The following is a 21900-nucleotide window of genomic DNA, read 5'->3' as shown; positions in this document are numbered from 1 at the left end:
CTACCGTCCCACCGCCAGGAGCCGTGACGTGCGCATCGACCTGCACACCCACTCCACGGCTTCGGACGGCACGGACACCCCCGCCGAGCTGGTCCGCAACGCGGCCGCCGCCGGGCTGGACGTCGTCGCGCTGACCGACCACGACGGGGTCGGCGGCCACGCCGAGGCCGTCGCCGCGCTGCCCGCCGGGCTCACCCTGGTCACGGGCGCCGAACTCTCCTGCCGCTTCGCCGGACCGGACGGCTTCAGCGTGCACATGCTGGCCTACCTCTTCGACCCGCTGGAGCCGGAGCTCGCCCGCGAGCGCGAGCTCGTCCGCGACGACCGGGTCCCCCGCGCGCGCGGCATGGTCGCCAAGCTCAACGAACTGGGCGTGCCCGTCGCCTGGGAGCGGGTCATGGAGCTCGCCGCGGGCGGCGCCGTGGGCCGGCCGCACGTGGCCAGCGCCATGGTCGAGCTGGGCGTGATCGACAGCGTCTCGGACGCCTTCACCTCCGAGTGGCTGGCCGGTGACGGCCGCGCCTACGTCGAGAAGCACGAGCTCGACCCCTTCGACGCGATCCGCCTGGTCAAGGCGGCGGGCGGAGTCACCGTCCTCGCGCACCCCTTCGCGCTCAAGCGGGGCGCCTGCGTCTCCGAGAGCGGCATAGCCGAGCTGGCCTCGGCCGGTCTCGACGGCGTCGAGGTGGACCACATGGACCACGACGCGTCCACGCGCGCCCGGCTGCGCGGCCTGGCCGCCGACCTCTCCCTGCTGACCACCGGCTCCAGCGACTACCACGGCAGCCGCAAGACCTGCCGGCTCGGTGACTACACCACCGACCCGGAGATCTACGGCGAGATCACCCGCCGGGCCACGGGCGCGTTCCCCGTCCCGGGCGCGGGCGGCTGACCCCTCACCCCACCCCGGTCCCTCCGGGCCGCGCGCGTGCCCTGCGCCCGCGCGTGACCGGGCTTCCGTACGCCCCTGAGCACCCGGCCGTACGACCGGCGCGTACTGCTCGTACGCACTCCCCTTCCTGTTACCTCCGTGCGCTGCCCCGCGCCCGCGACCCGCCTCACCCAGCTCCTGCTCGCACCACTCTCGCAAGGCCACACTGTGTTCGACTTCGCTGTCTTCGGATCCCTCTTTCTCACGCTTTTTGTGATCATGGACCCGCCCGGGATCACCCCGATCTTCCTCGCGCTCACCTCCGGCCGCCCGGCCAAGGTCCAGCGGCGGATGGCCTGGCAGGCCGCCGCGGTCGCCTTCGGCGTCATCGCCGTCTTCGGCATCTGCGGCCAGCAGATCCTGGACTACCTGCACATCACCACCCCCGCGCTGATGATCGCGGGCGGTCTGCTCCTGCTGCTGATCGCGCTGGACCTGCTGACCGGCAAGTCCGAGGAGCCGACCCAGACCAAGGACGTCAACGTCGCGCTCGTCCCGCTCGGCATGCCGCTGCTGGCCGGGCCCGGTGCGATCGTCTCGGTGATCCTGGCGGTCCAGCACGCGGATTCCGTCAGCGCCCAGATCTCGGTGTGGGTGGCCATCGCCGCGATGCACGTCGTGCTGTGGCTGGTGATGCGCTATTCGCTGCTGATCATCCGGGTCATCAAGGACGGCGGCGTGGTGCTGGTGACGCGGCTCGCGGGCATGATGCTCTCGGCGCTGGCCGTCCAGCAGATCATCAACGGCATCACCCAGGTCATCGCCAACCGCTGACGGCGCGGGCCTCGCGCCCGGCGCGGCACACCCGCGAACGCACGACGCCCCCGTACGGTCCGTACGGGGGCGTCGGCACGTGGGAGCGCTTACGCACTACCGGGCCGCGGTGTGGGCCGGGCGGATGTAGATGCGCTGGCCTGTGGATGCGGCCTGCTGCACGATCCTGTTGACGGAGGCGGCGTCCACGACGGTGCTGTCGACGGCCGAGCCGTCGATGTCGTCCAGGCGCATGATTTCGAAGCGCAAGGCTTCTCCCTTCGTCTGATCCTCCTGAGGAGAACTCCATTGAGTGGGTGACGGTGTCGCGACGGTGCGACCCGTTCACATACGTGTCCAACGAGGTGATCACTTCAAACATTCCCTACGCTAAGGAAATTTTTAACGTGACTAATTACTGAGAGCTCGCACATGACCCACCCCTCCGCCGCGAACCCCGCCGCGCACCCCCCGCTCCCGCCGCAGACCCCGGACCTCACCACGGTCGCCGCGGGCATCGAGCGCACCAATGAGCTGCTCACCCGCGTCCTCGCCGAGGTCGCCACCACACCCTCCACCCACGCGATCTTCGTGGACGCCGGCTACGTCTACGCCGCCGCGGGCCGGCTCGTGGCCGGGACCGAGGACCGCCGGGCCTTCGACCTCGACGCCGAAGGACTGATCGAGGCGTTCATCGACAAGGCCCGCATGATCTTCCCCGACAGCAGGCTGCTGCGGGTCTACTGGTACGACGGCGCCCGGCGCCGCATCCACACCGCCGAGCAGCAGAGCATCGCCGAACTGCCCGACGTCAAGGTGCGCCTGGGCAACCTCAACGCCAACAACCAGCAGAAGGGCGTCGACTCCCTCATCCGCAGCGACCTCGAATCCCTCGCCCGGCACCGTGCCATCAGCGACGCCGCGCTCATCGGCGGCGACGAGGACCTCGTCTCCGCCGTCGAGGCCGCGCAGGGCTACGGCGCCCGCGTCCACCTCTGGGGCATCGAGGCCGTCACCGGCCGCAACCAGGCCGAACCCCTGCTCTGGGAGGTCGACAGCCAGCGCACCTTCGACCTCGACTTCTGCAAGCCCTACGTCAGCCGCCGCGCCGTCCCCGAGCCCTACGGCGAGGCCGCCGCCCACCAGGCGCCCGCGCCCGGCCGCGACGACGTGCGCTTCGTCGGCGCCCAGGTCGCCGCCCAGTGGCTGGGCTCGCGCGGCCGCGACACCCTCGCCGAACTGCTGCCCGGCCACCCCTACCTGCCCGGCGCCGTCGACCAGGAACTCCTGGTGGAGGCCGAGGCGCTGCTCGGCCTCTCCCTCCGCGGCCACGCCGACCTGCGCCGCGCGCTGCGCGACGGATTCTGGGACCACCTGGGCGCCCAGTACTGAACGTACGGAACCAGCGTGACGCGTGCGCGCGCCGGAATGCGCGCGGGCACCGTGAGTGGAACCCTGGCTTCGGGTGGCCGTGCCCCAGGGCGCGGCCACCCCCGAGCGCTGCCGGCGTCCGGCAGTCCGGAAGCCCCGGAAGAGCCCCCGACCAGAAGCGAGGCGGTCCGCCATGGCGTCGTCGTCCCTTGACCGTGCCGTGCCGGGTGCGCCGTGCTGGGTGTCCCTGCTGACCCACGACCTCGCCGCCGCCGAGGACTTCTACGGACCGGTGATGGGCTGGACCTTCCGGTCCGGGAGGCTGGGCGAGAACTTCACCGTGGCGCTCGCCGACGGCAAGCCCGTCGCCGGCATCGGCAACGTCGCCCGCACCATGGGTGTCGCCGTCTCCTGGACCTCGTACTTCGCCGTCGAGGACGCCGACACCGTGGCCTCCCGCATCCGCGAGCGCGGCGGCACCGTCGCCGTCGGGCCGATCGCGGTCGGACACGGCCGGGCCGCCCTCGCCGCCGACTCCGCGGGGGCCGTCTTCGGCTTCTGGGAAGGCCAGACGCTCCGCGAGTGGCGCGTCGGCCGGGAGGGCGCGCCCGCCTGGCTCGAACTGCGCACCCGCGACGCCTTCGCCGCCGCCATCTTCTACGGCGAGGTCTTCGAGTGGGCCACCGGCCGCCCCGACCGCTGCGAGGTGCGCTACGAGGACGACGCCGTGATGGTCCGCTCCGGTGGGCACACGGTCGCCTGCCTGCGCGGCGGCGCGGTCGAAGCGGCACCCGACCCGCGGGTCCGGCCCCGCTGGCACGTCTATTTCTGCGTCGACGACGTCGAGAAGGCCGTCGAGACCGCCCTCGCCGCCGGCGGCACGGTCGCCGCCGAACCGGGCCAGTCCCCGGTGGGCCGCGAGGCGACGCTCCGCGACCCGCAGGGCGGGCTCTTCACGGTGACGGCGAGCGAGGCGGGCGGTTAGGCGGTGACCGGTCCCGTCCGGCCCCAGAAGCGGACGAGCGCCTCGGCCGTCTCCGCCGGGCGTTCCGCGTTGGGGGAGTGGCCCGCGCCCTCGACGACCGTACGGACCGCCGACAGCTCCTTCGCCATCGCGTCGATCGACGGCACCGGCCACGCGTAGTCCAGCCGGCCGGAGAGTACGTGCTTGGGCAGCGGGACCGCCGCCAGCTCCGCCGTACGGTCCGGCTCCGCCGTCAACTGCCGCCCGGCCGCGATGAGTTGCTCCTTGGCCGTGCCCGTCCAGCGGCGGTGCAGGAACTCGTCGAGACCCGCGGGCTCCGCGACCGGCCCCGGTTCCTGAGGTTCCTGGGGCTCCTGCTTCCGCATCTCCTGCCAGACCGCTTCCTTGTCCAGCTGTCCCAGGGCGTCGATCAGCAGCCGGGTGCGCGCCTGCTGCTCCGCCGCGATCGGCCCCGGGCCGCAGCTCATGATCGTGAGCGAGCGGAAGGGGGAGGCGTCCAGCAGCACCGCCGCGCGCGAGACCAGGCCGCCGAACGAGTGCCCCAGCAGGTGCACCCGACCACCGAGGGCCGCCGCCTGGGCGAGCACGTCCCGGGCCAGCTCCTCCTGCGCGTACGCCGCCGCTTCCCGCGGCCCCGGGCTCTCGTACTGCCCCCGCCCGTCCACGGCCACGGCCCGGTAACCGGCCGCCGCGATCGGCTCCAGCAGAGCGATGAAGTCCTCCTTGCTCCCGGTGAACCCGGGCACGAGCAGGACGGTGCCGCGGCTCGCCCCCGCGGGCGGGGCGTCGTGCGCCGCGAAGTCGCCGCGGGAGGTGGGGAGGCGGTGAGCCTCCGCTCGCGGGGGCAGGGTGAGAAAGGGTGGGCGGCTCATGGGGGTGAGGCTAACGGTGGGGCGCTCGCGCTCGGATTCCGGGTAGGGGTCGAAAAAACGACGGCCGGTCCCCGTGATGGGGACCGGCCGTCGTCGAAGGGATGGAGCGTCAGCTCGCGGCGACCTTCGGCGCCGCGGCCTTACGCGTCCGCTTCACAGGAGCCTCGGCACCGTCCGCCTTCGGAGCTGCGGCCTTGCGCGTGCGCTTGGGCTTCTCCTCGGCCTCGACGGTCTCAGCCTTGGGGGCAGCCGCCTTGCGGGTCCGCTTGGGCTTCTCCTCGGCCTCGACGGTCTCAGCCTTGGGGGCAGCCGCCTTGCGCGTGCGCTTGGGCTTCTCCTCGGTCTCGGCGGCGTCGGCCTTGGGGGCAGCGGCCTTGCGGGTGCGCTTGGGCTTCTCCTCGACCGCGACGGTCGCGACGGTCTCGGCGTCGGCCTTGGGAGCCGCCGCCTTGCGCGTGCGCTTCGGCTTGGCCTCGGCCTCGACGGCCTCCGCCTCGACCTTGGGAGCTGCGGCCTTGCGGGTCCGCTTGGGCTTCTCCTCGGTCACGACCGTCTCGGTCTCGACCTTGGGCGCGGCCGCCTTGCGGGTCCGCTTGGGCTTCTCCTCGACCACGACGGCGTCGGCCTTGGGGGCAGCGGCCTTGCGGGTGCGCTTGGGCTTCTCCTCGACCGCGACGGTCGCGACGGTCTCGGCGTCGGCCTTCGGCGCGGCAGCCTTGCGCGTGCGCTTCGGCTTCTCCTCGACCTCGGTCCCGGCCTTCGCCTGGGACGGAATCGTCGCCGACGACGCGGCCAGGGCCCTGGCCGCCGTCTCGACGGTCTGGAAACCGGGCTCGGACGCGTCCGTGGCCAGCGGCTTCACCATGCGCGGACGACGGCGACGCGGCTGCTCGGGCTCGGCGGCGGCGACGGGAGCCGGAGCCGGGGCGGCCTCGGTCGTCGTGGTGGCGGCAGCGGCCACCGGTGCGGCGGCCGACGACGCGCTGTGGCGCGTGCGGCGGCGGCGACGCGGCTTGGAGGGCGTCTCAGGAGCACCCTCGGCCACCGGCTGCGCGGCGGGACGCGTCACCGGCTCGGCCACGGGCGTCGCGGCGACGGCGGCGGCCGGTGCCTCGGCGCCCCCCGTGGCACCGCCGCGCGTGCGGCGGCGCTGGCGCGGGGTGCGGGTGCGCGCGGGGCGCTCCTCCTCGACGGCGGTGGCCTGCTTCGGGCCGCGGCCACGGGGGCCGCGGCCGCCCGTCTCGCCGAGGTCCTCGATCTCCTCCGCCGCGAGCCCGGCACGGGTCCGCTCGGAGCGCGGCAGTATGCCCTTGGTCCCCGCGGGGATGTTCAGCAGTTCGTAGAGGTGCGGGGAGGTGGAGTACGTCTCCTCCGGCTCGTCGAACGGCAGGTCCAGCGCCTTGTTGATCAGCTTCCAGCGCGGGATGTCGTCCCAGTCGACGAGGGTGACGGCCGTACCCGACTTGCCCGCGCGGCCCGTACGGCCGATGCGGTGCAGGTAGGTCTTCTCGTCCTCGGGGGACTGGTAGTTGATGACGTGCGTGACGTTGTCGACGTCGATGCCGCGCGCGGCGACGTCGGTGCAGACCAGCACGTCGACCTTGCCGTTGCGGAAGGCGCGCAGCGCCTGCTCGCGGGCGCCCTGGCCGAGGTCGCCGTGGACCGCGCCGGAGGCGAAGCCGCGGCGGGCCAGCTGGTCGGCGATGTCGGCGGCCGTGCGCTTCGTACGGCAGAAGACCATCGCGAGGGCGCGCTCCTCGGCCTGGAGGATGCGGGAGACCAGCTCCGGCTTGTCCATGTTGTGCGCGCGGAAGACGTGCTGCGTGATGTTGGCGACGGTCTGGCCCTCGTCGTCCGGCGCGGTGGCGCGGATGTGCGTGGGCTGCGACATGTAGCGCCGCGCGAGGCTGATGACGGCGCCCGGCATGGTGGCCGAGAACAGCATCGTCTGGCGCTTGGCCGGCAGCATCATCATGATCCGCTCGACGTCGGGCAGGAAGCCCAGGTCGAGCATCTCGTCGGCCTCGTCCAGGACGAGGGCCTTGACGTGCGAGAGGTCCAGCTTCTTCTGGCCGGCGAGGTCGAGCAGGCGGCCGGGGGTGCCGACGATGACGTCGACGCCCTTCTTGAGCGCCTCGACCTGCGGCTCGTAGGCGCGGCCGCCGTAGATCGCCAGCACGCGGACGTTGCGGACCTTGCCGGCGGTGAGGAGGTCATTGGTGACCTGCTGGCACAGCTCGCGGGTGGGGACGACCACGAGCGCCTGCGGGGCGTCCGTGAGCTGCTCGGGCTTCGCCCGGCCGGCCTCGACGTCCGCGGGGACGACGACGCGCTCCAGCAGGGGGAGGCCGAAGCCCAGCGTCTTTCCGGTGCCGGTCTTGGCCTGGCCGATGACGTCCGAGCCCGACAGGGCCACGGGGAGCGTCATCTCCTGGATGGGGAAGGGGTGGACGATGCCGACGGCTTCAAGGGCTTCGGCGGTCTCGGGAAGAATCCCGATTTCTCGGAAGGTGGAGAGAGTAGACAGGATCTTGCCTCTTCTGTGAGACGCGGCGCGAGGCGGCGAAGGGGGTCGTACGTACCGCGCCGGGTTGCTGTCCGGCCTGGGGAAGCCGGGTGACGCGCGGGACCACTGCCTTCGCTCTTGCACACGTGCCGCGAGCGGATCCCTCCAGGCGCATACGTCTCGCATGCGCCGCACGGAGGGCGGTCGGTTTTGGAAGCCGATCGGGCCACCGACCGGGCATCCGCTGGGGATCCGGGGGCCGGGCGAGTGACGCCACCGGAAGACACAGCATGGGACAGCCTGCCGAATACTCAGCAGGCGCATTACCACTGTACCCCGGAAACACGCATGTGTGTCCGGACAATCCTTCGGACAGATGAGGAGGAACTGGCTGACCAGGGCCTTCCCCCTGCTGCCGGGCGGGCTATTGTGCGCTCCATGGAGACGCCCGACAACGCTGAGAACGCCGCCGAGACCGCAGCCGTACACACCGGAATCGCCGCCCAGGACTGGTCCCGGGCCGCCGCCGACCCGCAGTACCGGGCGGCGGTGGTCGATCTGCTGGGTGCCCTCGCCTACGGCGAGCTGGCCGCCTTCGAGCGGCTCGCGGAGGACGCCAAGCTGGCGCCGACGCTGGACGACAAGGCTGAGCTGGCGAAAATGGCCGCGGCGGAGTTCCAGCACTTCCAGCGGCTGCGCGACCGCCTGACGGCCATCGACGTGGACCCGACCGGCGCGATGCAGCCCTTCGCGGCGGCGCTCGACGAGTTCCACCGCCAGACGGCGCCCTCGGACTGGCTGGAGGGCCTGGTCAAGGCGTACGTCGGCGACTCGATCGCCAGTGACTTCTACCGCGAGGTCGCCGCCCGCCTGGACTCCGACACCCGCGCCCTGGTGCTGACCGTCCTGGACGACACCGGCCACGCGAGCTTCGCGGTCGAAAAGGTCCGCGCCGCGATCGAGGCGGAGCCCCGCGTGGGCGGCAGGCTCGCGCTGTGGGCACGGCGGCTGATGGGCGAGGCGCTCTCGCAGGCGCAGCGCGTGGTGGCCGACCGTGACGCGCTGTCGACGATGCTGGTGGGCGGCGTGGCCGACGGCTTCGACCTCGCCGAGGTCGGCAAGATGTTCTCCCGGATCACCGAGGCGCACACCAAGCGGATGGCCGCGCTGGGCCTGGCGGCCTGAGTCACCTCGCCCGTCCGGCCGCACACGGCGCACGACGCGCCCCCGGAGCCGGGCGGGCCCGGGTCAGGCGGTGGCTGATCGGCGGGGCTGCTCGCCCTGCCGCACCAGCAGGGACAGCAGCGCGACGGACACGCCGAGCGAGACGGCGAGGACGGCCGGGGTGTGACCGGGGCCCAGCACGGAGTGGGCGATCAGGGCGCCGAAGAGCGCCGCGGCCGGACCCGTGGCCAGCGCCAGGCTCCGGGGGCGGAACTGCCCGTACCGCGCGGGCAGCCAGCGCAGGGCTCCGTACGAGACGGCGAGGCCGATGAGGACCGAGCCGAGCGCTTCCCAGAGGATCATGGTCACTTCCTCCCGTGCTGAGATCGTGCGAGATCGTCGTGCGAGATCGAGGAGCAGGTGCAAATCGGTCGAAGCCGTACTACCCCTCGGGGAGGCCCGGCAACCCTCCGCGGGGCCGCTCCTGGCGGCCTCCGCCGACGTCCGCCGGCCCCTGCCGCCTCTCGCCGCCCCCTGTCGATATGACAACGGCGGGGCCCCGGTGAATTCCACACCGGGGCCCCGCCGTTCGTACGCGCTTCCGCGCTCGCTCAGAGCGCGCTGAAACCGACCTTACGGGCGGTCGGCTCGCCGATCTCCACATAGGCCAGGCGGTCGGCCGGAACCAGGACCTTGCGGCCGTGGTCGTCCACCAGGCTCAGCAGCTGCGCCTTGCCGCCGAGCGCGTCGGCAACCGCGCGCTCGACCTCTTCGGCAGACTGCCCGCTCTCGAGAACGATCTCGCGGGGCGCGTGCTGCACGCCGATCTTGACCTCCACGGCTTATGTCCCTCCGAAGGTTTGGGGTCCCGTACGTTCCACACACTAGCCCGGTAAAGGCACGAGCCGAGCGGGTGCGTCCACGCTGGCAGCGAACACCGCGGCCGTGTCCGGCGGACGTCACCGGGCTGCGGGTCCGTCGCCGCCTGCGGCGGGAGCTCCCTTCGGGAGCGTCCTCAATCTCCCCCAGCTACCGCTGGGAGGTGCCCCCACGGGCTGAATTGGGCACCCACATCAGCCATATCCAGCCCGTTGGGGGCACCCCCGGACGGAGTCTGGGGGAGTTTGAGGACACCGCCGCGCAGCGGTGGTGCGGACGACGGCCACCCGCAGCACCGACCACAAGATCCGCCGACGCGGCTAGTGGTCGGCCGGGTTCTTCGGGAAGCCCGCGATGCCGCGCCAGGCCAGTGACGTCAGCAGCTGCACCGCGGTGTCGCGCGGGACGGTGCTCTCGCTGGAGAGCCAGTAGCGGGCCACGACCTGGGAGACGCCGCCGAGCCCGACGGCCAGCAGCATCGCCTCGTCCTTCGACAGGCCGGTGTCCTCGGCGATGACGTCGCTGATCTCCTGGGCGCACTCCAGCGACACCTTGTCGACGCGCTCGCGCACGGCCGGCTCGTTGGTGAGGTCCGACTCGAAGACCAGCCGGAAGGCGCCGCCCTCGTCCTCCACGTACGCGAAATAGGCGTCCATGGTGGCCGCCACGCGCAGCTTGTTGTCGGTGGTCGAGGCGAGCGCGGTGCGGACCGCGGTCAGCAGGGCCTCGCAGTGCTGGTCCAGCAGGGCCAGATAGAGGTCGAGCTTGCCGGGGAAGTGCTGGTAGAGGACCGGCTTGCTGACGCCGGCGCGCTCGGCGATGTCGTCCATCGCCGCGGCGTGGTAACCCTGTGCGACAAAGACTTCCTGGGCCGCGCCCAGCAGCTGATTGCGTCGGGCTCGGCGCGGCAGACGCGTGCCACGCGGCCGCGCCTCGGTCTGCTCGATGGCTGTCACGCCGCCTCCCATGATCGTTCCCTGCACGGTGTGCACCGCGCCCGCCATCGTACTTTTGGGTAACCGGGCCGTGCGTGGTCGGAGCGGAGAATTTCATGTACCGGACGCTGTGGGAAGTCAACAAAATCCCGACAATTGACGCGCACGTCACTCCCGGCTCCCGCGGTATCGCCCGGAAGGGGTCGCTCCGGGCGGTGTCTCAGCGGTAGTCGTCCTCGTCCAGCTCGACCACCCGGGCCTGCTCGGCCACGTCGGCCTCGTTGGCGCTGTCCGGGTGGATGTGGCGCAGTGGGTCGTCCCGGCGCGGAGCGAGATCGGCGTGCTGCTCGGCGGCGTCCGCCTCCGGGGCCTCGGCATCGACCTCCGTGGCCTCGGTCGCTTCCTCGAACGTATCCGGATCGGACGGATCAACGGTCATGCGGTACCCCTTCTCAGGGAGGAAGCCCTCTTACTCCGTGGTACGAGCCTAGGAGAGGCGGCCCCGCGACGCCAGGTGATCTGTGACCTCCGCCACAGGAGTCCCGGCGTGATCGTCTCGTAACATTGCCCGCATGTCTTCGACCGAGTCGCCTGATGCCCGCGCCGTTCCCGTGGTGCCGCCCGGGCGGCCCTCGTGGGTCAGCCGGGGCGAGGAGGTCCGCACGGTGACGCTGCCGGGCGTCACCCTGGCGGTGCGCTCCCGGAAGCCGGCGCAGGAGGGGCTGCCGCCCGCGCTCTACGTGCACGGGCTCGGCGGGTCGTCGCAGAACTGGTCCGGGCTCATGGACCGGCTCGCCGGCCACGTCGACGGCGAGGCCCTCGACCTGCCGGGCTTCGGTGACTCACCGCCACCGGACGACAGGGACCTGTCCATCACCGGCTGCGCCCGCGTGGTCATCCGGTATCTGGACGCCGCCGGGCGCGGGCCCGTGCACCTCCTCGGCAACTCGATGGGCGGCGCGGTGGCCACGCGCGTCGCCGCCGTACGCCCCGACCTGGTCCGCACGCTCACCCTGATCTCGCCCGCCCTCCCCGAGCTGCGCCCCCAGCGCACGGCGGTGCCCACCGGGCTGCTCGCCGTGCCGGGGATCGTCTCCCTCTTCGTCCGCGCGACCAAGGAGTGGACACCCGAGAGGCGTACCCGCGAGGTGCTCGCGCTCTGTTACGGGGACCCCGGACGGGTGACACCGGAGGAGTTCGAACGCGCCGTCGCGGAATTCGAGCGGCGCCTGGAGCTGCCCTACTTCTGGGACGTCATGGCGCGTGCCGCGCGCGGCATAGTCGACTCGTACACACTCGGTGGCCAGCACTCGCTGTGGCGTCAGGCGGAGCGGGTGCTTGCCCCTACGCTGCTCGTCTACGGAAAGCGCGACCAGCTCGTCTCCTTCCGCATGGCACACCGCGCGAGCGAGACTTTCCGCGACTCGCGGTTGCTGACGCTCCTGGAATCAGGACATGTCGCCATGATGGAGGACCCGGACGCGGTGGCTCGTGCCTTCCGCGACCTCCTCACGGACACCGCCGCCACTGCTGAACGGAGCGCTACGCCTCGTGGGTAAACACAGCGCACGCGCCTCCCATGCCACTCGCCGGCCCCAGGCCGCCGGGGCCGAGGGGGGCACGGGACGCCGATCGGCCCCGTCTGCCGAGGGGTCCGAGGCCGCCGAGGAGCCTTCCCCGGAGGGCGTCAGTACGGACGGGGCGCACGCCCCGTCCGGGGAGCCGTCCGCGGCCGGGGAGCATCCCGAGACGCGGGCGCAGGGTGTCGGCTGGGGTGTCATCGGGGTGCAGCGCGGCCAGGGCTCGGGTCAGCCGGCCGGCTACGGAGCGTCCTGGAGCCCGGGATACGCCTCTGAGCACGAGCCCCTCAACGAGTCTGCCCAGCAGCCCTCGGGGTATGCCCCCGCGGCCTACTGGCAAGGCGGCGGCGCGCCCGCGGCGGCGGCTCCGGTGCCTCCTGTCGCGCCCGCCGTCACCGTCGCCCCCGCGCGCGTGCCCGCGCCGCGGCCCGAGGCGGGCACCGCGGCCCCGCGGCGCCGGGCCGCACCCGCGAAGGCGGGCCAGGGTGCGGCCCGGACCGCCACAGGCGTCGCGGCCGCCCTGGTGACGGCCGTGCTCGCGGTGATCGTCGCGGGTCAGGTCGACGACAGCACGGACAGCAAGGCGCAGGCCCGGTCCGCGGACGTGGAGCGGAGCAGCCCGGACGCCGCCTCCCGCTCCGACAGCAGGCCGACGCCCAACGGCGGTGCGGTGGCCCGGGCCGGCTATGACGAGCAGATGGCCCAGAAGTACCCCCTCGACGAAAAGGCCCACGGATCGGGTGATTTCGAGACCGTGGGCGGTCACGACAAGGCCCCTGGTAAGGGTGAAGTGCTGCGGTATCGCGTTGACGTGGAAAAGGGCCTTCCGCTCGACGGCACGCTCTTCGCTACGGCCGTCCAGCGGACGCTCAACGACGACCGCAGCTGGGGCCACGGCGGCACCCGTACGTTCGAACGCGTCTCCTCCGGTCACGCCGACTTCGTCATCACCCTCGCCAGCCCCGGCACGACGGCGGACTGGTGCGCCAAGTCGGGCCTGGACACCACCGAGGACAACGTCTCCTGCGACTCCGCCGCCACCGACCGGGTCATGATCAACGCCTATCGGTGGGCGCAGGGTGCCCAGACGTACGGCGACAAGATGCTCATGTACCGGCAGATGCTGATCAATCACGAGGTCGGCCACCGGCTCGGGCACGACCACGAGAGCTGCACCAAGGAAGGCGCCCTGGCGCCGGTGATGATGCAGCAGACGAAGTTCCTGAAGTCGGAGGGCGGCCCGACCTGCCGGCCGAATCCCTGGCCCTTCCCCGCGGCGTGAGCGGACGGGGCGGTTCCAGGGGCCGCCCCGTCCGCCCGGCTCCGGCCATGTCCGTCATGTCATGATCAGTTGTCTCGTTCTGCGGGACGCTCCATCTCTGCTTTTGAGACACCTTTGCCACTGGGCGAAAATTCGTCCAGTGTTCTGCGCATGTCGCACCACCACGCCTCCGAGAGCGCCGGCTTCGAGCTGGTGCTGATCGGCGTGGCCGCGCACGCAGTCGCCGACATTCTCTGTCGCTGAGACCGCTCTTTTCCCCCGCGTACTTCCGCGTTGCGCCCCTGCGCACTAGCGTCGCGTCCGCCGGGGGCGGTCCCGCGTTCGTCCGCGCGCTCCTCAACCGCCTTCCGTGGGTGCATTCCGCTCGCATTCGTCCCGTCGTGTCCCGCGAAAGGCTCTCTTCGTCATGCGTCAACTTCCCGCCATATCCCGCCGCGTCGCCGCGGCAGCCGTCAGTGTGGCTCTGCTCGGAGGCGCGGCGGCGTGCGGTCCGGAGAAGAGCGGCGACGCCAAGAGCGGCGCCGGCGGCGCGCCGCAGAAGGGCGGCACCCTGACCGTCCTCAACAGACAGCCGCAGAAGCAGTTCGACCCCGCCCGGCTCTACACCTCCGGCGGCGGCAACGTCCCCTCGCTCGTCTTCCGCACCCTCACCACGCGCCACCGCGCGAACGGCGCCGAGGGCACCAAGGTCGTCCCCGACCTCGCCACCGACACCGGCAAGCCGAGCGACGACGCCAAGACCTGGACGTTCACCCTCAAGGACGGGCTGAAGTACGAGGACGGCTCGCCCATCACGACCGCCGACATCAAGTACGGCATCGAGCGCTCCTTCGCCCCCGAACTCTCCGGCGGCGCCCCCTACCTGCGCGACTGGCTGGCCGGCGGCGAGAACTACCAGGGCGTCTACAAGGACGCCAAGGGCCTCGACTCCATCGAGACCCCGGACGCCCGGACCATCGTCTTCCACCTGCGCAAGTCCGAGGGCGACTTCCCCTTCGTCGCCACCCAGACCCAGTTCGCCCCGGTGCCCAAGGCCAAGGACACCGGCGCGAAGTACGCCGAGCACCCGGTCTCCTCCGGCCCGTACAAGGTCGTCAAGAACACCGGCGACGGCGAGCACCTGGTGCTGGAGCGCAACACCAACTGGTCGGAGGACACCGACAAGGAGCGCCACGCCTACCCCGACACCATCGACGTGCAGGCGGGCCTGAACTCCGCGGTCATCAACCAGCGGCTCTCCAGCGGCCAGGGCGCGGACGCCGCCGCCATCACCACCGACAACAACCTCGGCCCGGCCGAACTCGCGCAGGTCACCGGCGACAAGAAGCTCGCCGGCCGGGTCGGCACCGGCCACTTCGGCTACACCAACTACCTCGCCTTCAACCCCAAGGCGAAGCCGTTCGACAACCCCAAGGTCCGCGAGGCCGTCGCGTACGCCGTCAACCGCACCAGCGTGGTGAACGCGGCGGGCGGCTCCTCGCTCGCCGAGCCGGCGACGACCTTCCTGCCCAACCAGAAGTCCTTCGGCTACGCGCCCTACGACCCCTTCCCGGCGGGCGCCACCGGCAACCCGGAGAAGGCCAAGGAGCTGCTGAAGGAGGCCGGTTACGCGAACGGCCTGGAGATCACGCTCACGCACTCCACCGCGCAGGACTTCGAGACCAGCCCCGAGATCGCCACGGCGATCCAGGCGGCGCTCAAGCAGGCCGGCATCACGGTCAAGCTCCAGGGCCTGGAGACCAACGACTACGACGAGAAGGTCCACCAGGTCAAGACGCAGCCGGACCTCTTCCTCGGCCACTGGGGTGCCGACTGGCCGTCCGGCGGTCCCTTCCTCGCCCCCATCTTCGACGGCCGGCAGATCGTCAAGGACGGCTCGAACTACAACTCGGCCCAGCTCGACGACTCCAAGGTCAACGACGAGATCGACAGCATCAACAAGATCACCGACCTCGGTGCCGCCGCGCAGCGCTGGGGCGCGCTCGACAAGACGATCGGTGAGCAGGCCCTGACGGTGCCGCTGTTCCACCCCGTCTACAAGCGCCTCTTCGGCAAGGACGTCAAGAACGTCGTCATCAGCGACTGGACCGGCGTCCTCGACATCTCGCAGGTCGCGGTCAAGTGACGGACATCGTCGGTACCACGGAACCGGAGGCGGTGACCCCCGCCGGGGCAGCCGCCTCCGGGGCCCGGCAGGTGTGGCGACGGCTGCGCGCGCGCAAGTCCGCGCTCGTCGCCGCCGCCGTGCTGGGCCTGCTCATCCTCCTCGCCCTCGGCGCGCCCCTGCTGGCCGCGCTGGAGGGCCAGGACGTCAACGCCTACCACGACACCCTCGTCGACTCCGCGCGCGGCGGTGTGCCGCTCGGCTCCTTCGGCGGCGTCAGCGCCGACCACTGGCTCGGCGTCGAACCCGGCACCGGACGCGACCTGTTCGTCCGCCTCCTGTACGGCGCGCGGGTCTCGCTCATGGTCGCCGTCGGGGCGACGCTGGTGCAGGTGCTCGTCGCCGTCACCGTCGGGATCGCCGCCGCGCTCGGCAACCGCTTCGTGGACAGCCTGCTCAGCCGGATCACCGAGGTGATGATCGCGCTGCCGCTGCTGGTCTTCGCGATCGCGCTGACGGCCGTCGTCCCCACCGACTTCCCCCGGCCCGTGCTCCTCATCCTCGTGATCGGCCTGATCGCCTGGGGCGGCCTCGCGAGGGTCGTCCGCGCCCAGGCGCTCGGCCTGAAGAAGCTCGACTACGTATCGGCCGCGTGGCTCGCCGGCGGCTCGACCTGGCGCATCGCCCGGCGCGAACTGCTGCCCGGACTCGCCGCCCCCGTGATCACCTACGCGGTCTACCTGCTCCCGTCCAACATTGTCCTGGAGGCGTCCATGTCGTTCCTCGGCGTCGGCGTCAAGCCTCCGACCCCCTCCTGGGGGCAGATGCTCTCGTCGGCCACGACGTGGTTCCGCGCGGACCCCATGTACGTGCTGCTCCCGGCGCTGCTGCTGTTCGTCACCACGCTCGCCTTCACCGTCTTCGGTGACGCCGTGCGCGTGGCGCTCGACCCGCGCGAGGCGTCCCGGCTGCGGGTCGGCCGCGCCCGGAAGCGCGGGAACACCGGGCCCGCGGGGGGAGAGACGGCATGACCCTCTACTTCCTGCGCCGCGCGCTCGGCGCCGTCCTCGTGCTCCTGGTGATCTCCGTGGTCATCTACGCGACCTTCTACATCGCCCCCGGCGACCCCGCGAAGCTCGCGTGCGGACCGCGCTGCAGCCCCGAACAGCTGCGGCAGGTACGGGAACAGCTCAGCCTCGACGACCCGGTGTACATGCAGTACTGGCACTTCCTGCAGAGCATCTTCGTCGGGCACGACTACTCCACCGGCACCGGCGTGATGCACTGCGACGCGCCCTGCTTCGGCCTGTCGTACCAGAACGACCAGCAGGTCACCGACCTCATCACGCAGCGCCTGCCCGCCACCGTCTCCCTTGCGGCCGGGGCGATGGTCCTGACACTGCTGCTGGGCATCGGCACCGGGCTGCTGTCCGTCATCCGGCGCGGCGGCGTGGTCGAGCGCGCACTCACCTGGCTCACCCTCGCCGGCATCGCGACCCCGGTGTTCATCAGCGGACTCGCGCTGCTGATGATCTTCTGCGCCTACCTGGAGTGGCTGCCCTTCCCGTCCTATGTGGCGCTGACCGACGATCCGGAGCAGTGGGCCTGGAACATGCTGCTGCCCTGGGTCGCGCTCGCCCTGCTCGAATCGTCGAAGTACGCCCGGATGACCCGGAGTTCCATGCTGGAGACCCTCGCCGAGGACCACGTCCGCACCTTCCGCGCCTATGGCGTCTCCGAACGCGCGATCGTCGGAAGGCACGCGCTGCGTGGCGCGGTCGCGCCCGTCATCGCGATGGCGGCCGTCGACTTCGGGGCGATGGTGGGCGGCACGACGCTCACCGAGGCGATGTTCGGCCTGCCCGGCGTCGGACAGCTGCTGGTGCACTCCGTGCAGACCGTCGACCTGCCGGTCGTCGTCGCCGTCGTCATGCTCATCGGCGCCGCCGTGGTGATCGCCAACATCGTCGGCGACCTGCTCTACGCCGTCGCCGACCGAAGGGTGGCCCTGCGATGACCGAACCCCTGGTGAAGGTCACCGACCTCGCCGTCTCCTTCCCGGCCGGCGACGGCTTCGTCCGCGCCGTGGACGGGCTCTCCTTCGAGCTCGCCCCCGGCGGGGCGCTCGCCCTCGTCGGCGAGTCCGGCTCGGGCAAGAGCACGGTGGCCTACGGGCTGCTCGGGCTCCACCGCTCCACCGGCGCCCGCGTCACCGGCGACGTACGGGTGGCGGGCCACGACGTGCTCACCGCCGGTGAGGCCGAACTGCGGCAGGTGCGCGGCGGGGTGGCGGCCATGGTCTTCCAGGACCCGCTCTCCTCGCTCGACCCCTATCAGGCCATCGGCGACCAGATCGCCGAGGTCCACCGCGTCCACCGGCGCGGCACGAGCAGGCGCGCGGCCCGCGCCCGCGCCGTCGCGGTGCTCGACCGGGTGGGCATCCCGGACGCGCACCGGCGCGCGCGCTCCCGCCCGCACGAGTTCAGCGGCGGCATGCGCCAGCGCGCCCTCATCGCGATGGCGCTCGCCTGCGAGCCCCGCCTCCTGGTCGCGGACGAACCCACCACCGCGCTCGACGTCACCGTGCAGGCGCAGATCCTCGGCCTGCTGCGCGAACTGCGCGCCGAGACCGGCATGGGCCTGATCCTCGTCACCCACGACCTGGGGGTGGCCGCCGACAGTGTCGACGAGCTGCTGGTGATGAAGAACGGCCGCGCCGTCGAGCGCGGCGCGGTCCGCGAGGTCCTCGACGCGCCCGGCGAGGACTACACGCGTGACCTGTTGGCGGCCGTGCCGCGGATAAACGTCCGCCGTCCGGGTGTACGCCCCGCGAAGACCGAGGACGCGGTCCTGCTCGAAGCCACCGGTCTGACCCGGGAGTTCGGGCGCGGCAAGCGGGCGGTCACCGCCGTCGACCAGGTCTCGCTGACCGTGCGCGCCGGGGAGACCGTCGGCGTCGTGGGGGAGTCCGGCAGCGGCAAGACGACACTGGGCCGGATGCTCGTACGGCTGCTGGAGCCCACCGGCGGTGAACTGCGGTACCAGGGGCGGGACATCGGCGGGCTCGGGACGGGCGAGCTGCGGCCCTTCCGCTCCGAGCTCCAGATGGTCTTCCAGGACCCCGTCTCCTCGCTCAACCCCCGCCGCAGCGTCGGCGAGTCCATCGCCGACCCGCTGCGCGTGGCCGGGAAGCTCACGGACGCCGAGGTCGTCGCCCGCGTGCGCGAACTGCTGGAGCGGGTCGGCCTCGACCCCGACGCCTACGACCGCTATCCCCACGAGTTCAGCGGCGGCCAGCGGCAGCGCGTCGGCATCGCCCGGGCGCTCGCGCCCGAGCCGAAGCTGATCGTCTGCGACGAGCCGGTGTCCGCCCTCGACGTCACCACCCAGGCGCAGGTCGTGAAGCTGCTCGGGGAGCTGCAGCGCGACCTGGGGCTCGCGCTCGTCTTCATCGCGCACGACCTCGCCGTCGTGCGCCAGGTCAGCGACCGGCTGATCGTGATGCGCGGCGGCCGGATCGTGGAGGAGGGGCCGGCGGAGACCGTCTACGAGAACCCCCGGCACCCCTATACGCGGGGCCTGCTGGCGGCCGTTCCGCGGCTCGAACGGGAGGAAGCCGCCGCATAGCGCGAAGCAACGTCCCATCTCCGGGAAAGTCACCTCTGTTCACCCCTTCCGGTGGCGCGACGGACAACCGTCCGTCGCGCCCCGTGGCGGCGCGCATAGCGTGCTCCCGCTGCCGTTCGGCGGCGGTCGGCGTGGCCACAGTGGACAGACGGGGGTGCGTGCGTGCGCGTGGGACTCCTCACGGAGGGTGGGTATCCGTATGCCGCGGGTGAGGGCGGTCAGTGGTGCGACCAACTGGTGCGCGGGCTCGCCGGGCACGAGTTCGAGATCTATGCCCTGAGCCGGGGCGCCCGCCAGGAGCGCTGCGGGTGGTACGGCCTGCCGGAGCAGGTCAGGCGGGTGCGCACGGCCCCCCTGTGGGGCGACCCGCCGGAGGCCCTGGAGGGAGCGCCGGGCGGGGCGTACGGCAAGCGGGAACGGCGCCGGTTCGGCGAGCACTTCGCCGAGCTCGCGGCCGCCGTCGGCTCGGTCGGTGCGCCCCCCCCCGACCCGGCCGACGACTCGGGTCCCACCGGCTGCTCCAGCGATCAGGCGTACCGTTTCGCCGACGCTCTCCACGGCCTCGCCGACCTCGCGCACGACGCCGGAGGACTCGGCCCGGCCCTCCGCTCCGAACAGGCCCTGCGCGCCCTGGAGGCGGCCTGCCGCGCGCCCGGCGCACACCCCGCGGTCTACGGCACCCGCGTCGCCGACCTGCTCGCCGCCTCCGCACTGCTGGAGCGCGCGCTGCGGCCGCTGTCCCTCGACTGGTACGGCGCCACCGACGGCGACCGGGGGCTCGCCGCCGTCGACCTCTGCCACGCCACCTCCGCCGGGCCCGCCGCCCTCCCGGGGCTGCTGGCCAAGCGCTTCTTCGGTACCCCGCTCCTCGTCACCGAGTACGAGGTCCGGCTCCGCGCCTACTACCTCAACAGCGCCGCCAGCGCAGCGGGCCTGTCCCTGCCCGTACGGACCCTGCTCGCCGCCTTCCACCGGCTGCTGACCGCCGAGGTCTACCGCCGGGCCGACCTCATCACCCCCGGCGACGCCCAGGTGCGGCGCTGGCAGGAGCGCTGCGGAGCCGACCGCGAGCGGCTGCGCACCGTGCCCCCCGGAGTCGACGAGCGGCCCTACGAGGACGTCGGTGAGGGCGCCGAGGGCACGGTCGTCGACGACGGGCGCACGCTCGTGTGGGCGGGCGGGCGCACCGAGCCGTATCTGTGGGAGGCGCTCGACATAGTGCGCGAGGCCGAGCCCGGCGTCCGGCTGCGGGTCGTCGGCGCTCCGCTGCCCGGCAACCAGCCGCCCGACGGCGTCCGCTTCGAGGAGTCCGCGAGCCCGGAGACGTACGCGGCGGGCAGCGTCGTACTCGCCGGAGCCGCGGACGGCTTCCCGCTGCCCCTGGTGGAGGCGATGTTCTGCGGCCGCGCCACCGTCTCACCGGACGCGGGCACCGTCCGGGAGGTCATCGGCGGCACGGGCCTGGTCGTCCCGCCCCGCGCCCCCCGTGAGCTCGCCGACGCCTGCCTCGCCCTCCTGCGCGACCCCGAGCGGCGCGCCCGCCTCGGCGCGGCCGCGCGCGCACGGGCCCTCGAACTCTTCACCGTCGAACGGCACGTGACGGCCTTCGGCGGCATCTACCTCGAACTCATCTCCCACGCACCGGTACGGCAGGACGCCCCCGCCGACCCGTCGGTCCCCTTCGCCCACGCCGCCGGAGCGCACCCCCCGCTCTCCTGGCCCGCGCGCCAGGCACCCACCTGGGCGGGCCGCCGATGAGCACACCCCTGCGCGACAGCGGCACCGCGACGGCCGCCGGCATACCCTCCGCCGGCACCACCGCACCGGCACCCGCCGACCCGGTGAAGGCGCTCCTGCACCGCCACCGCGAACTGTGCGTCCGGGCGGTCGACCCACTGGAGATCGCGGCGGTCCTGGAGGCCCGGGGCATCGCCGAACGCGTGGCCGCGGACTGCCGGCACCGTGACGTCTTCTCCCTCGCCGAGGAGCTCTACGCGCGCGTGCGCCGCGACCCGGCACCGGCCGTGTGGGGCTCCGGCGGACCCGCGGCACCCGGGCGAGCGGCACCCGCGCCCCCTCCGGGCCCGGACGGCTGGTGGACCGCCGGGCGGTTCGCGGCCCTCTGGCTGATCGCCTACGCGCTCCTCGGCGATCCGCTGCTCACCGTGCTGCTCGACGGCCGGCCGGCCGGGCGGCTCGACCTGCCCCGCGCCCTGTCGGCCGCCGCCCCCACCGCCATCGCCCTGGCCTGTGCCGCAGCCCTCGCCGCCTGGTGCGCGCGCTGGTACGCCCTGCGCGTGTGCCACGCGCTGGCGGTCAGCCGGACCTTGGGCGCGTTCCGTACGCGCGCCTGGCCCGTCCTCATGACCGCGACCGGGCTGTTCCTCGGCGCGCTGCTCGCGCTCCTGTGGGCCCTGCACTCGGCACTGGACCGGCACGCCCTCCCGTACCCCGCCGCCCCGCTCGCCGCCACCACGGCACTCGGCGGGCTGCTCTTCCTCGCCCGGCTGACGGCCGTGCGCGGCTGCGCCAGAGCGGCCGCCCTCGCCGTCCTCACCGCCTGCGCGGCCGAGGCCGTGCCCCTGCTCGGGGCCTGGCTGCCGGGCGGCGGCGGGCCCGCGGGCGCGCTCGCCAGGGCCGCCTGCGCCCACGGCCCCGCCGTCCTGCCCCTCGTGGCCTGCGCGCTCCCCGCGTTCGTCCTGCTGGGCCGCGCCCTCCCCGCGCTGTCCCGGGCCTCCGCCCACCGGCGGGGCGCGCCCGCGACCACCGACCCCGCCGACCCGGGCACCGCCCCCCTGCCGCAGGCACCGGGGACCCCGGCCCGGCCACCGCACCCCGAGCCGCACACCCCGTCAGAGGAGCAAGGAAGATGACCGTTCACCCCACCCGCACCGCCGGGCGAGAGCGAGGG

21 protein-coding genes are annotated in these 21900 nt (G+C 72.8%); 14 read left to right on the top strand and 7 right to left on the bottom strand.

Annotated elements, in window-relative coordinates:
• Nucleotides 1-28 precede the first annotated feature (28 nt).
• Both AB0435_RS04205 and AB0435_RS04200 read left to right on the top strand, forming a co-directional pair.
• The gene (locus tag AB0435_RS04205; protein ID WP_366002771.1) at nt 29-892 is read left to right on the top strand and encodes a PHP domain-containing protein; all 864 of its coding nucleotides are present in this window, start codon (nt 29-31) and stop codon (nt 890-892) included.
• A gap of 207 nt (nt 893-1099) precedes the next feature.
• Nucleotides 1100-1705 (top strand): MarC family protein, encoded by a 606-nt coding sequence (locus AB0435_RS04200; RefSeq protein ID WP_301892603.1) that lies wholly within the window; start codon nt 1100-1102, stop codon nt 1703-1705.
• A gap of 96 nt (nt 1706-1801) precedes the next feature.
• Here AB0435_RS04200 and AB0435_RS04195 read toward each other — a convergent pair whose 3' ends face one another.
• Nucleotides 1802-1954 carry a hypothetical protein gene (locus tag AB0435_RS04195; RefSeq protein ID WP_162890354.1) on the bottom strand — a complete coding sequence of 51 codons (153 nt, stop codon included), beginning with the start codon at nt 1952-1954 and terminating at the stop codon, nt 1802-1804.
• 162 nt (nt 1955-2116) lie between these two features.
• Here AB0435_RS04195 and AB0435_RS04190 point away from each other — a divergent pair, with 162 nt between their 5' ends.
• Nucleotides 2117-3076 (top strand): NYN domain-containing protein, encoded by a 960-nt coding sequence (locus tag AB0435_RS04190; protein ID WP_366002769.1) that lies wholly within the window; start codon nt 2117-2119, stop codon nt 3074-3076.
• Nucleotides 3077-3248: 172 nt separating this feature from the next.
• Nucleotides 3249-4040: a VOC family protein gene (locus AB0435_RS04185; RefSeq protein ID WP_366002768.1), complete on the top strand. Its 792-nt coding sequence runs from the start codon at nt 3249-3251 to the stop codon at nt 4038-4040.
• Here AB0435_RS04185 and AB0435_RS04180 read toward each other — a convergent pair.
• Complete coding sequence (locus AB0435_RS04180) at nt 4037-4912, bottom strand: alpha/beta hydrolase (protein ID WP_366426159.1); 876 nt, start codon at nt 4910-4912, stop codon at nt 4037-4039. The genes AB0435_RS04185 and AB0435_RS04180 overlap by 4 nt on opposite strands.
• Before the next feature lie 109 nt (nt 4913-5021).
• Nucleotides 5022-7340 (bottom strand): DEAD/DEAH box helicase, encoded by a 2319-nt coding sequence (locus AB0435_RS04175; protein WP_366426158.1) that lies wholly within the window; start codon nt 7338-7340, stop codon nt 5022-5024.
• A gap of 516 nt (nt 7341-7856) precedes the next feature.
• Between AB0435_RS04175 and AB0435_RS04170 the strand changes: the two genes are divergently transcribed.
• Nucleotides 7857-8603, top strand: a complete 747-nt coding sequence (locus AB0435_RS04170) for a ferritin-like fold-containing protein (protein WP_366002765.1) — start codon at nt 7857-7859, stop codon at nt 8601-8603.
• A gap of 63 nt (nt 8604-8666) precedes the next feature.
• Here AB0435_RS04170 and AB0435_RS04165 read toward each other — a convergent pair whose 3' ends face one another.
• The 4 genes from AB0435_RS04165 to AB0435_RS04150 form a co-directional block, all read right to left on the bottom strand.
• Nucleotides 8667-8945, bottom strand: a complete 279-nt coding sequence (locus AB0435_RS04165; protein WP_366426157.1) for a hypothetical protein — start codon at nt 8943-8945, stop codon at nt 8667-8669.
• Between the two features lie 248 nt (nt 8946-9193).
• Nucleotides 9194-9421, bottom strand: a complete 228-nt coding sequence (locus AB0435_RS04160; RefSeq protein ID WP_215083509.1) for a DUF3107 domain-containing protein — start codon at nt 9419-9421, stop codon at nt 9194-9196.
• 360 nt (nt 9422-9781) lie between these two features.
• Nucleotides 9782-10417 carry a TetR/AcrR family transcriptional regulator gene (locus AB0435_RS04155; RefSeq protein WP_366002762.1) on the bottom strand — a complete coding sequence of 212 codons (636 nt, stop codon included), beginning with the start codon at nt 10415-10417 and terminating at the stop codon, nt 9782-9784.
• Nucleotides 10418-10616: 199 nt separating this feature from the next.
• Nucleotides 10617-10835: a hypothetical protein gene (locus AB0435_RS04150; RefSeq protein ID WP_366002761.1), complete on the bottom strand. Its 219-nt coding sequence runs from the start codon at nt 10833-10835 to the stop codon at nt 10617-10619.
• A gap of 133 nt (nt 10836-10968) precedes the next feature.
• Between AB0435_RS04150 and AB0435_RS04145 the strand changes: the two genes are divergently transcribed.
• The 9 genes from AB0435_RS04145 to AB0435_RS04105 all read left to right on the top strand — a co-directional run bounded on the left by AB0435_RS04145 (nt 10969) and on the right by AB0435_RS04105 (nt 21862).
• Nucleotides 10969-11955: an alpha/beta fold hydrolase gene (locus AB0435_RS04145; RefSeq protein WP_366002760.1), complete on the top strand. Its 987-nt coding sequence runs from the start codon at nt 10969-10971 to the stop codon at nt 11953-11955.
• Nucleotides 11948-13258, top strand: a complete 1311-nt coding sequence (locus tag AB0435_RS04140; protein ID WP_366426156.1) for a DUF3152 domain-containing protein — start codon at nt 11948-11950, stop codon at nt 13256-13258. Before AB0435_RS04145 ends, AB0435_RS04140 begins: the two co-directional genes overlap by 8 nt.
• A gap of 150 nt (nt 13259-13408) precedes the next feature.
• Nucleotides 13409-13501 (top strand): Ms4533A family Cys-rich leader peptide, encoded by a 93-nt coding sequence (locus tag AB0435_RS04135; protein ID WP_366002758.1) that lies wholly within the window; start codon nt 13409-13411, stop codon nt 13499-13501.
• A 163-nt stretch (nt 13502-13664) separates the two neighbouring features.
• The gene (locus AB0435_RS04130; RefSeq protein WP_366002757.1) at nt 13665-15383 is read left to right on the top strand and encodes an ABC transporter substrate-binding protein; all 1719 of its coding nucleotides are present in this window, start codon (nt 13665-13667) and stop codon (nt 15381-15383) included.
• Nucleotides 15380-16393, top strand: coding sequence for an ABC transporter permease (locus AB0435_RS04125; protein WP_366002756.1), 1014 nt, complete (start codon nt 15380-15382; stop codon nt 16391-16393). Before AB0435_RS04130 ends, AB0435_RS04125 begins: the two co-directional genes overlap by 4 nt.
• Nucleotides 16390-17379: an ABC transporter permease gene (locus AB0435_RS04120; RefSeq protein ID WP_366002755.1), complete on the top strand. Its 990-nt coding sequence runs from the start codon at nt 16390-16392 to the stop codon at nt 17377-17379. Before AB0435_RS04125 ends, AB0435_RS04120 begins: the two co-directional genes overlap by 4 nt.
• Entirely contained in the window at nt 17376-18989 is a 1614-nt protein-coding gene (locus tag AB0435_RS04115; RefSeq protein ID WP_366426155.1) for an ABC transporter ATP-binding protein, read from the top strand. The genes AB0435_RS04120 and AB0435_RS04115 overlap by 4 nt, the downstream gene beginning before the upstream one ends.
• Before the next feature lie 162 nt (nt 18990-19151).
• Nucleotides 19152-20747 (top strand): DUF3492 domain-containing protein, encoded by a 1596-nt coding sequence (locus AB0435_RS04110; protein ID WP_366426154.1) that lies wholly within the window; start codon nt 19152-19154, stop codon nt 20745-20747.
• The gene (locus AB0435_RS04105; protein WP_366426153.1) at nt 20744-21862 is read left to right on the top strand and encodes a hypothetical protein; all 1119 of its coding nucleotides are present in this window, start codon (nt 20744-20746) and stop codon (nt 21860-21862) included. Before AB0435_RS04110 ends, AB0435_RS04105 begins: the two co-directional genes overlap by 4 nt.
• Nucleotides 21863-21900 lie beyond the last annotated feature (38 nt).

The organism is Streptomyces sp. NPDC051173, from assembly GCF_040689515.1.
Classification (GTDB): domain Bacteria; phylum Actinomycetota; class Actinomycetes; order Streptomycetales; family Streptomycetaceae; genus Streptomyces.
This window is presented reverse-complemented; position numbering and strand designations above follow the sequence as displayed.

Excerpts from the sequence above, each read along its gene's own strand:
- AB0435_RS04190 (WP_366002769.1), top strand. The coding sequence starts at position 2,117 with ATGACCCACCCCTCCGCCGCGAACCCCGCCGCGCACCCCCCGCTCCCG.
- AB0435_RS04185 (WP_366002768.1), top strand. The coding sequence starts at position 3,249 with ATGGCGTCGTCGTCCCTTGACCGTGCCGTGCCGGGTGCGCCGTGCTGG.
- AB0435_RS04180 (WP_366426159.1), bottom strand. The coding sequence starts at position 4,912 with ATGAGCCGCCCACCCTTTCTCACCCTGCCCCCGCGAGCGGAGGCTCAC.
- AB0435_RS04175 (WP_366426158.1), bottom strand. The coding sequence starts at position 7,340 with ATGACGCTCCCCGTGGCCCTGTCGGGCTCGGACGTCATCGGCCAGGCC.
- AB0435_RS04170 (WP_366002765.1), top strand. The coding sequence starts at position 7,857 with ATGGAGACGCCCGACAACGCTGAGAACGCCGCCGAGACCGCAGCCGTA.
- AB0435_RS04165 (WP_366426157.1), bottom strand. The coding sequence starts at position 8,945 with ATGATCCTCTGGGAAGCGCTCGGCTCGGTCCTCATCGGCCTCGCCGTC.
- AB0435_RS04150 (WP_366002761.1), bottom strand. The coding sequence starts at position 10,835 with ATGACCGTTGATCCGTCCGATCCGGATACGTTCGAGGAAGCGACCGAG.
- AB0435_RS04145 (WP_366002760.1), top strand. The coding sequence starts at position 10,969 with ATGTCTTCGACCGAGTCGCCTGATGCCCGCGCCGTTCCCGTGGTGCCG.
- AB0435_RS04135 (WP_366002758.1), top strand. The coding sequence starts at position 13,409 with ATGTCGCACCACCACGCCTCCGAGAGCGCCGGCTTCGAGCTGGTGCTG.
- AB0435_RS04130 (WP_366002757.1), top strand. The coding sequence starts at position 13,665 with ATGCGTCAACTTCCCGCCATATCCCGCCGCGTCGCCGCGGCAGCCGTC.
- AB0435_RS04120 (WP_366002755.1), top strand. The coding sequence starts at position 16,390 with ATGACCCTCTACTTCCTGCGCCGCGCGCTCGGCGCCGTCCTCGTGCTC.
- AB0435_RS04115 (WP_366426155.1), top strand. The coding sequence starts at position 17,376 with ATGACCGAACCCCTGGTGAAGGTCACCGACCTCGCCGTCTCCTTCCCG.
- AB0435_RS04105 (WP_366426153.1), top strand. The coding sequence starts at position 20,744 with ATGAGCACACCCCTGCGCGACAGCGGCACCGCGACGGCCGCCGGCATA.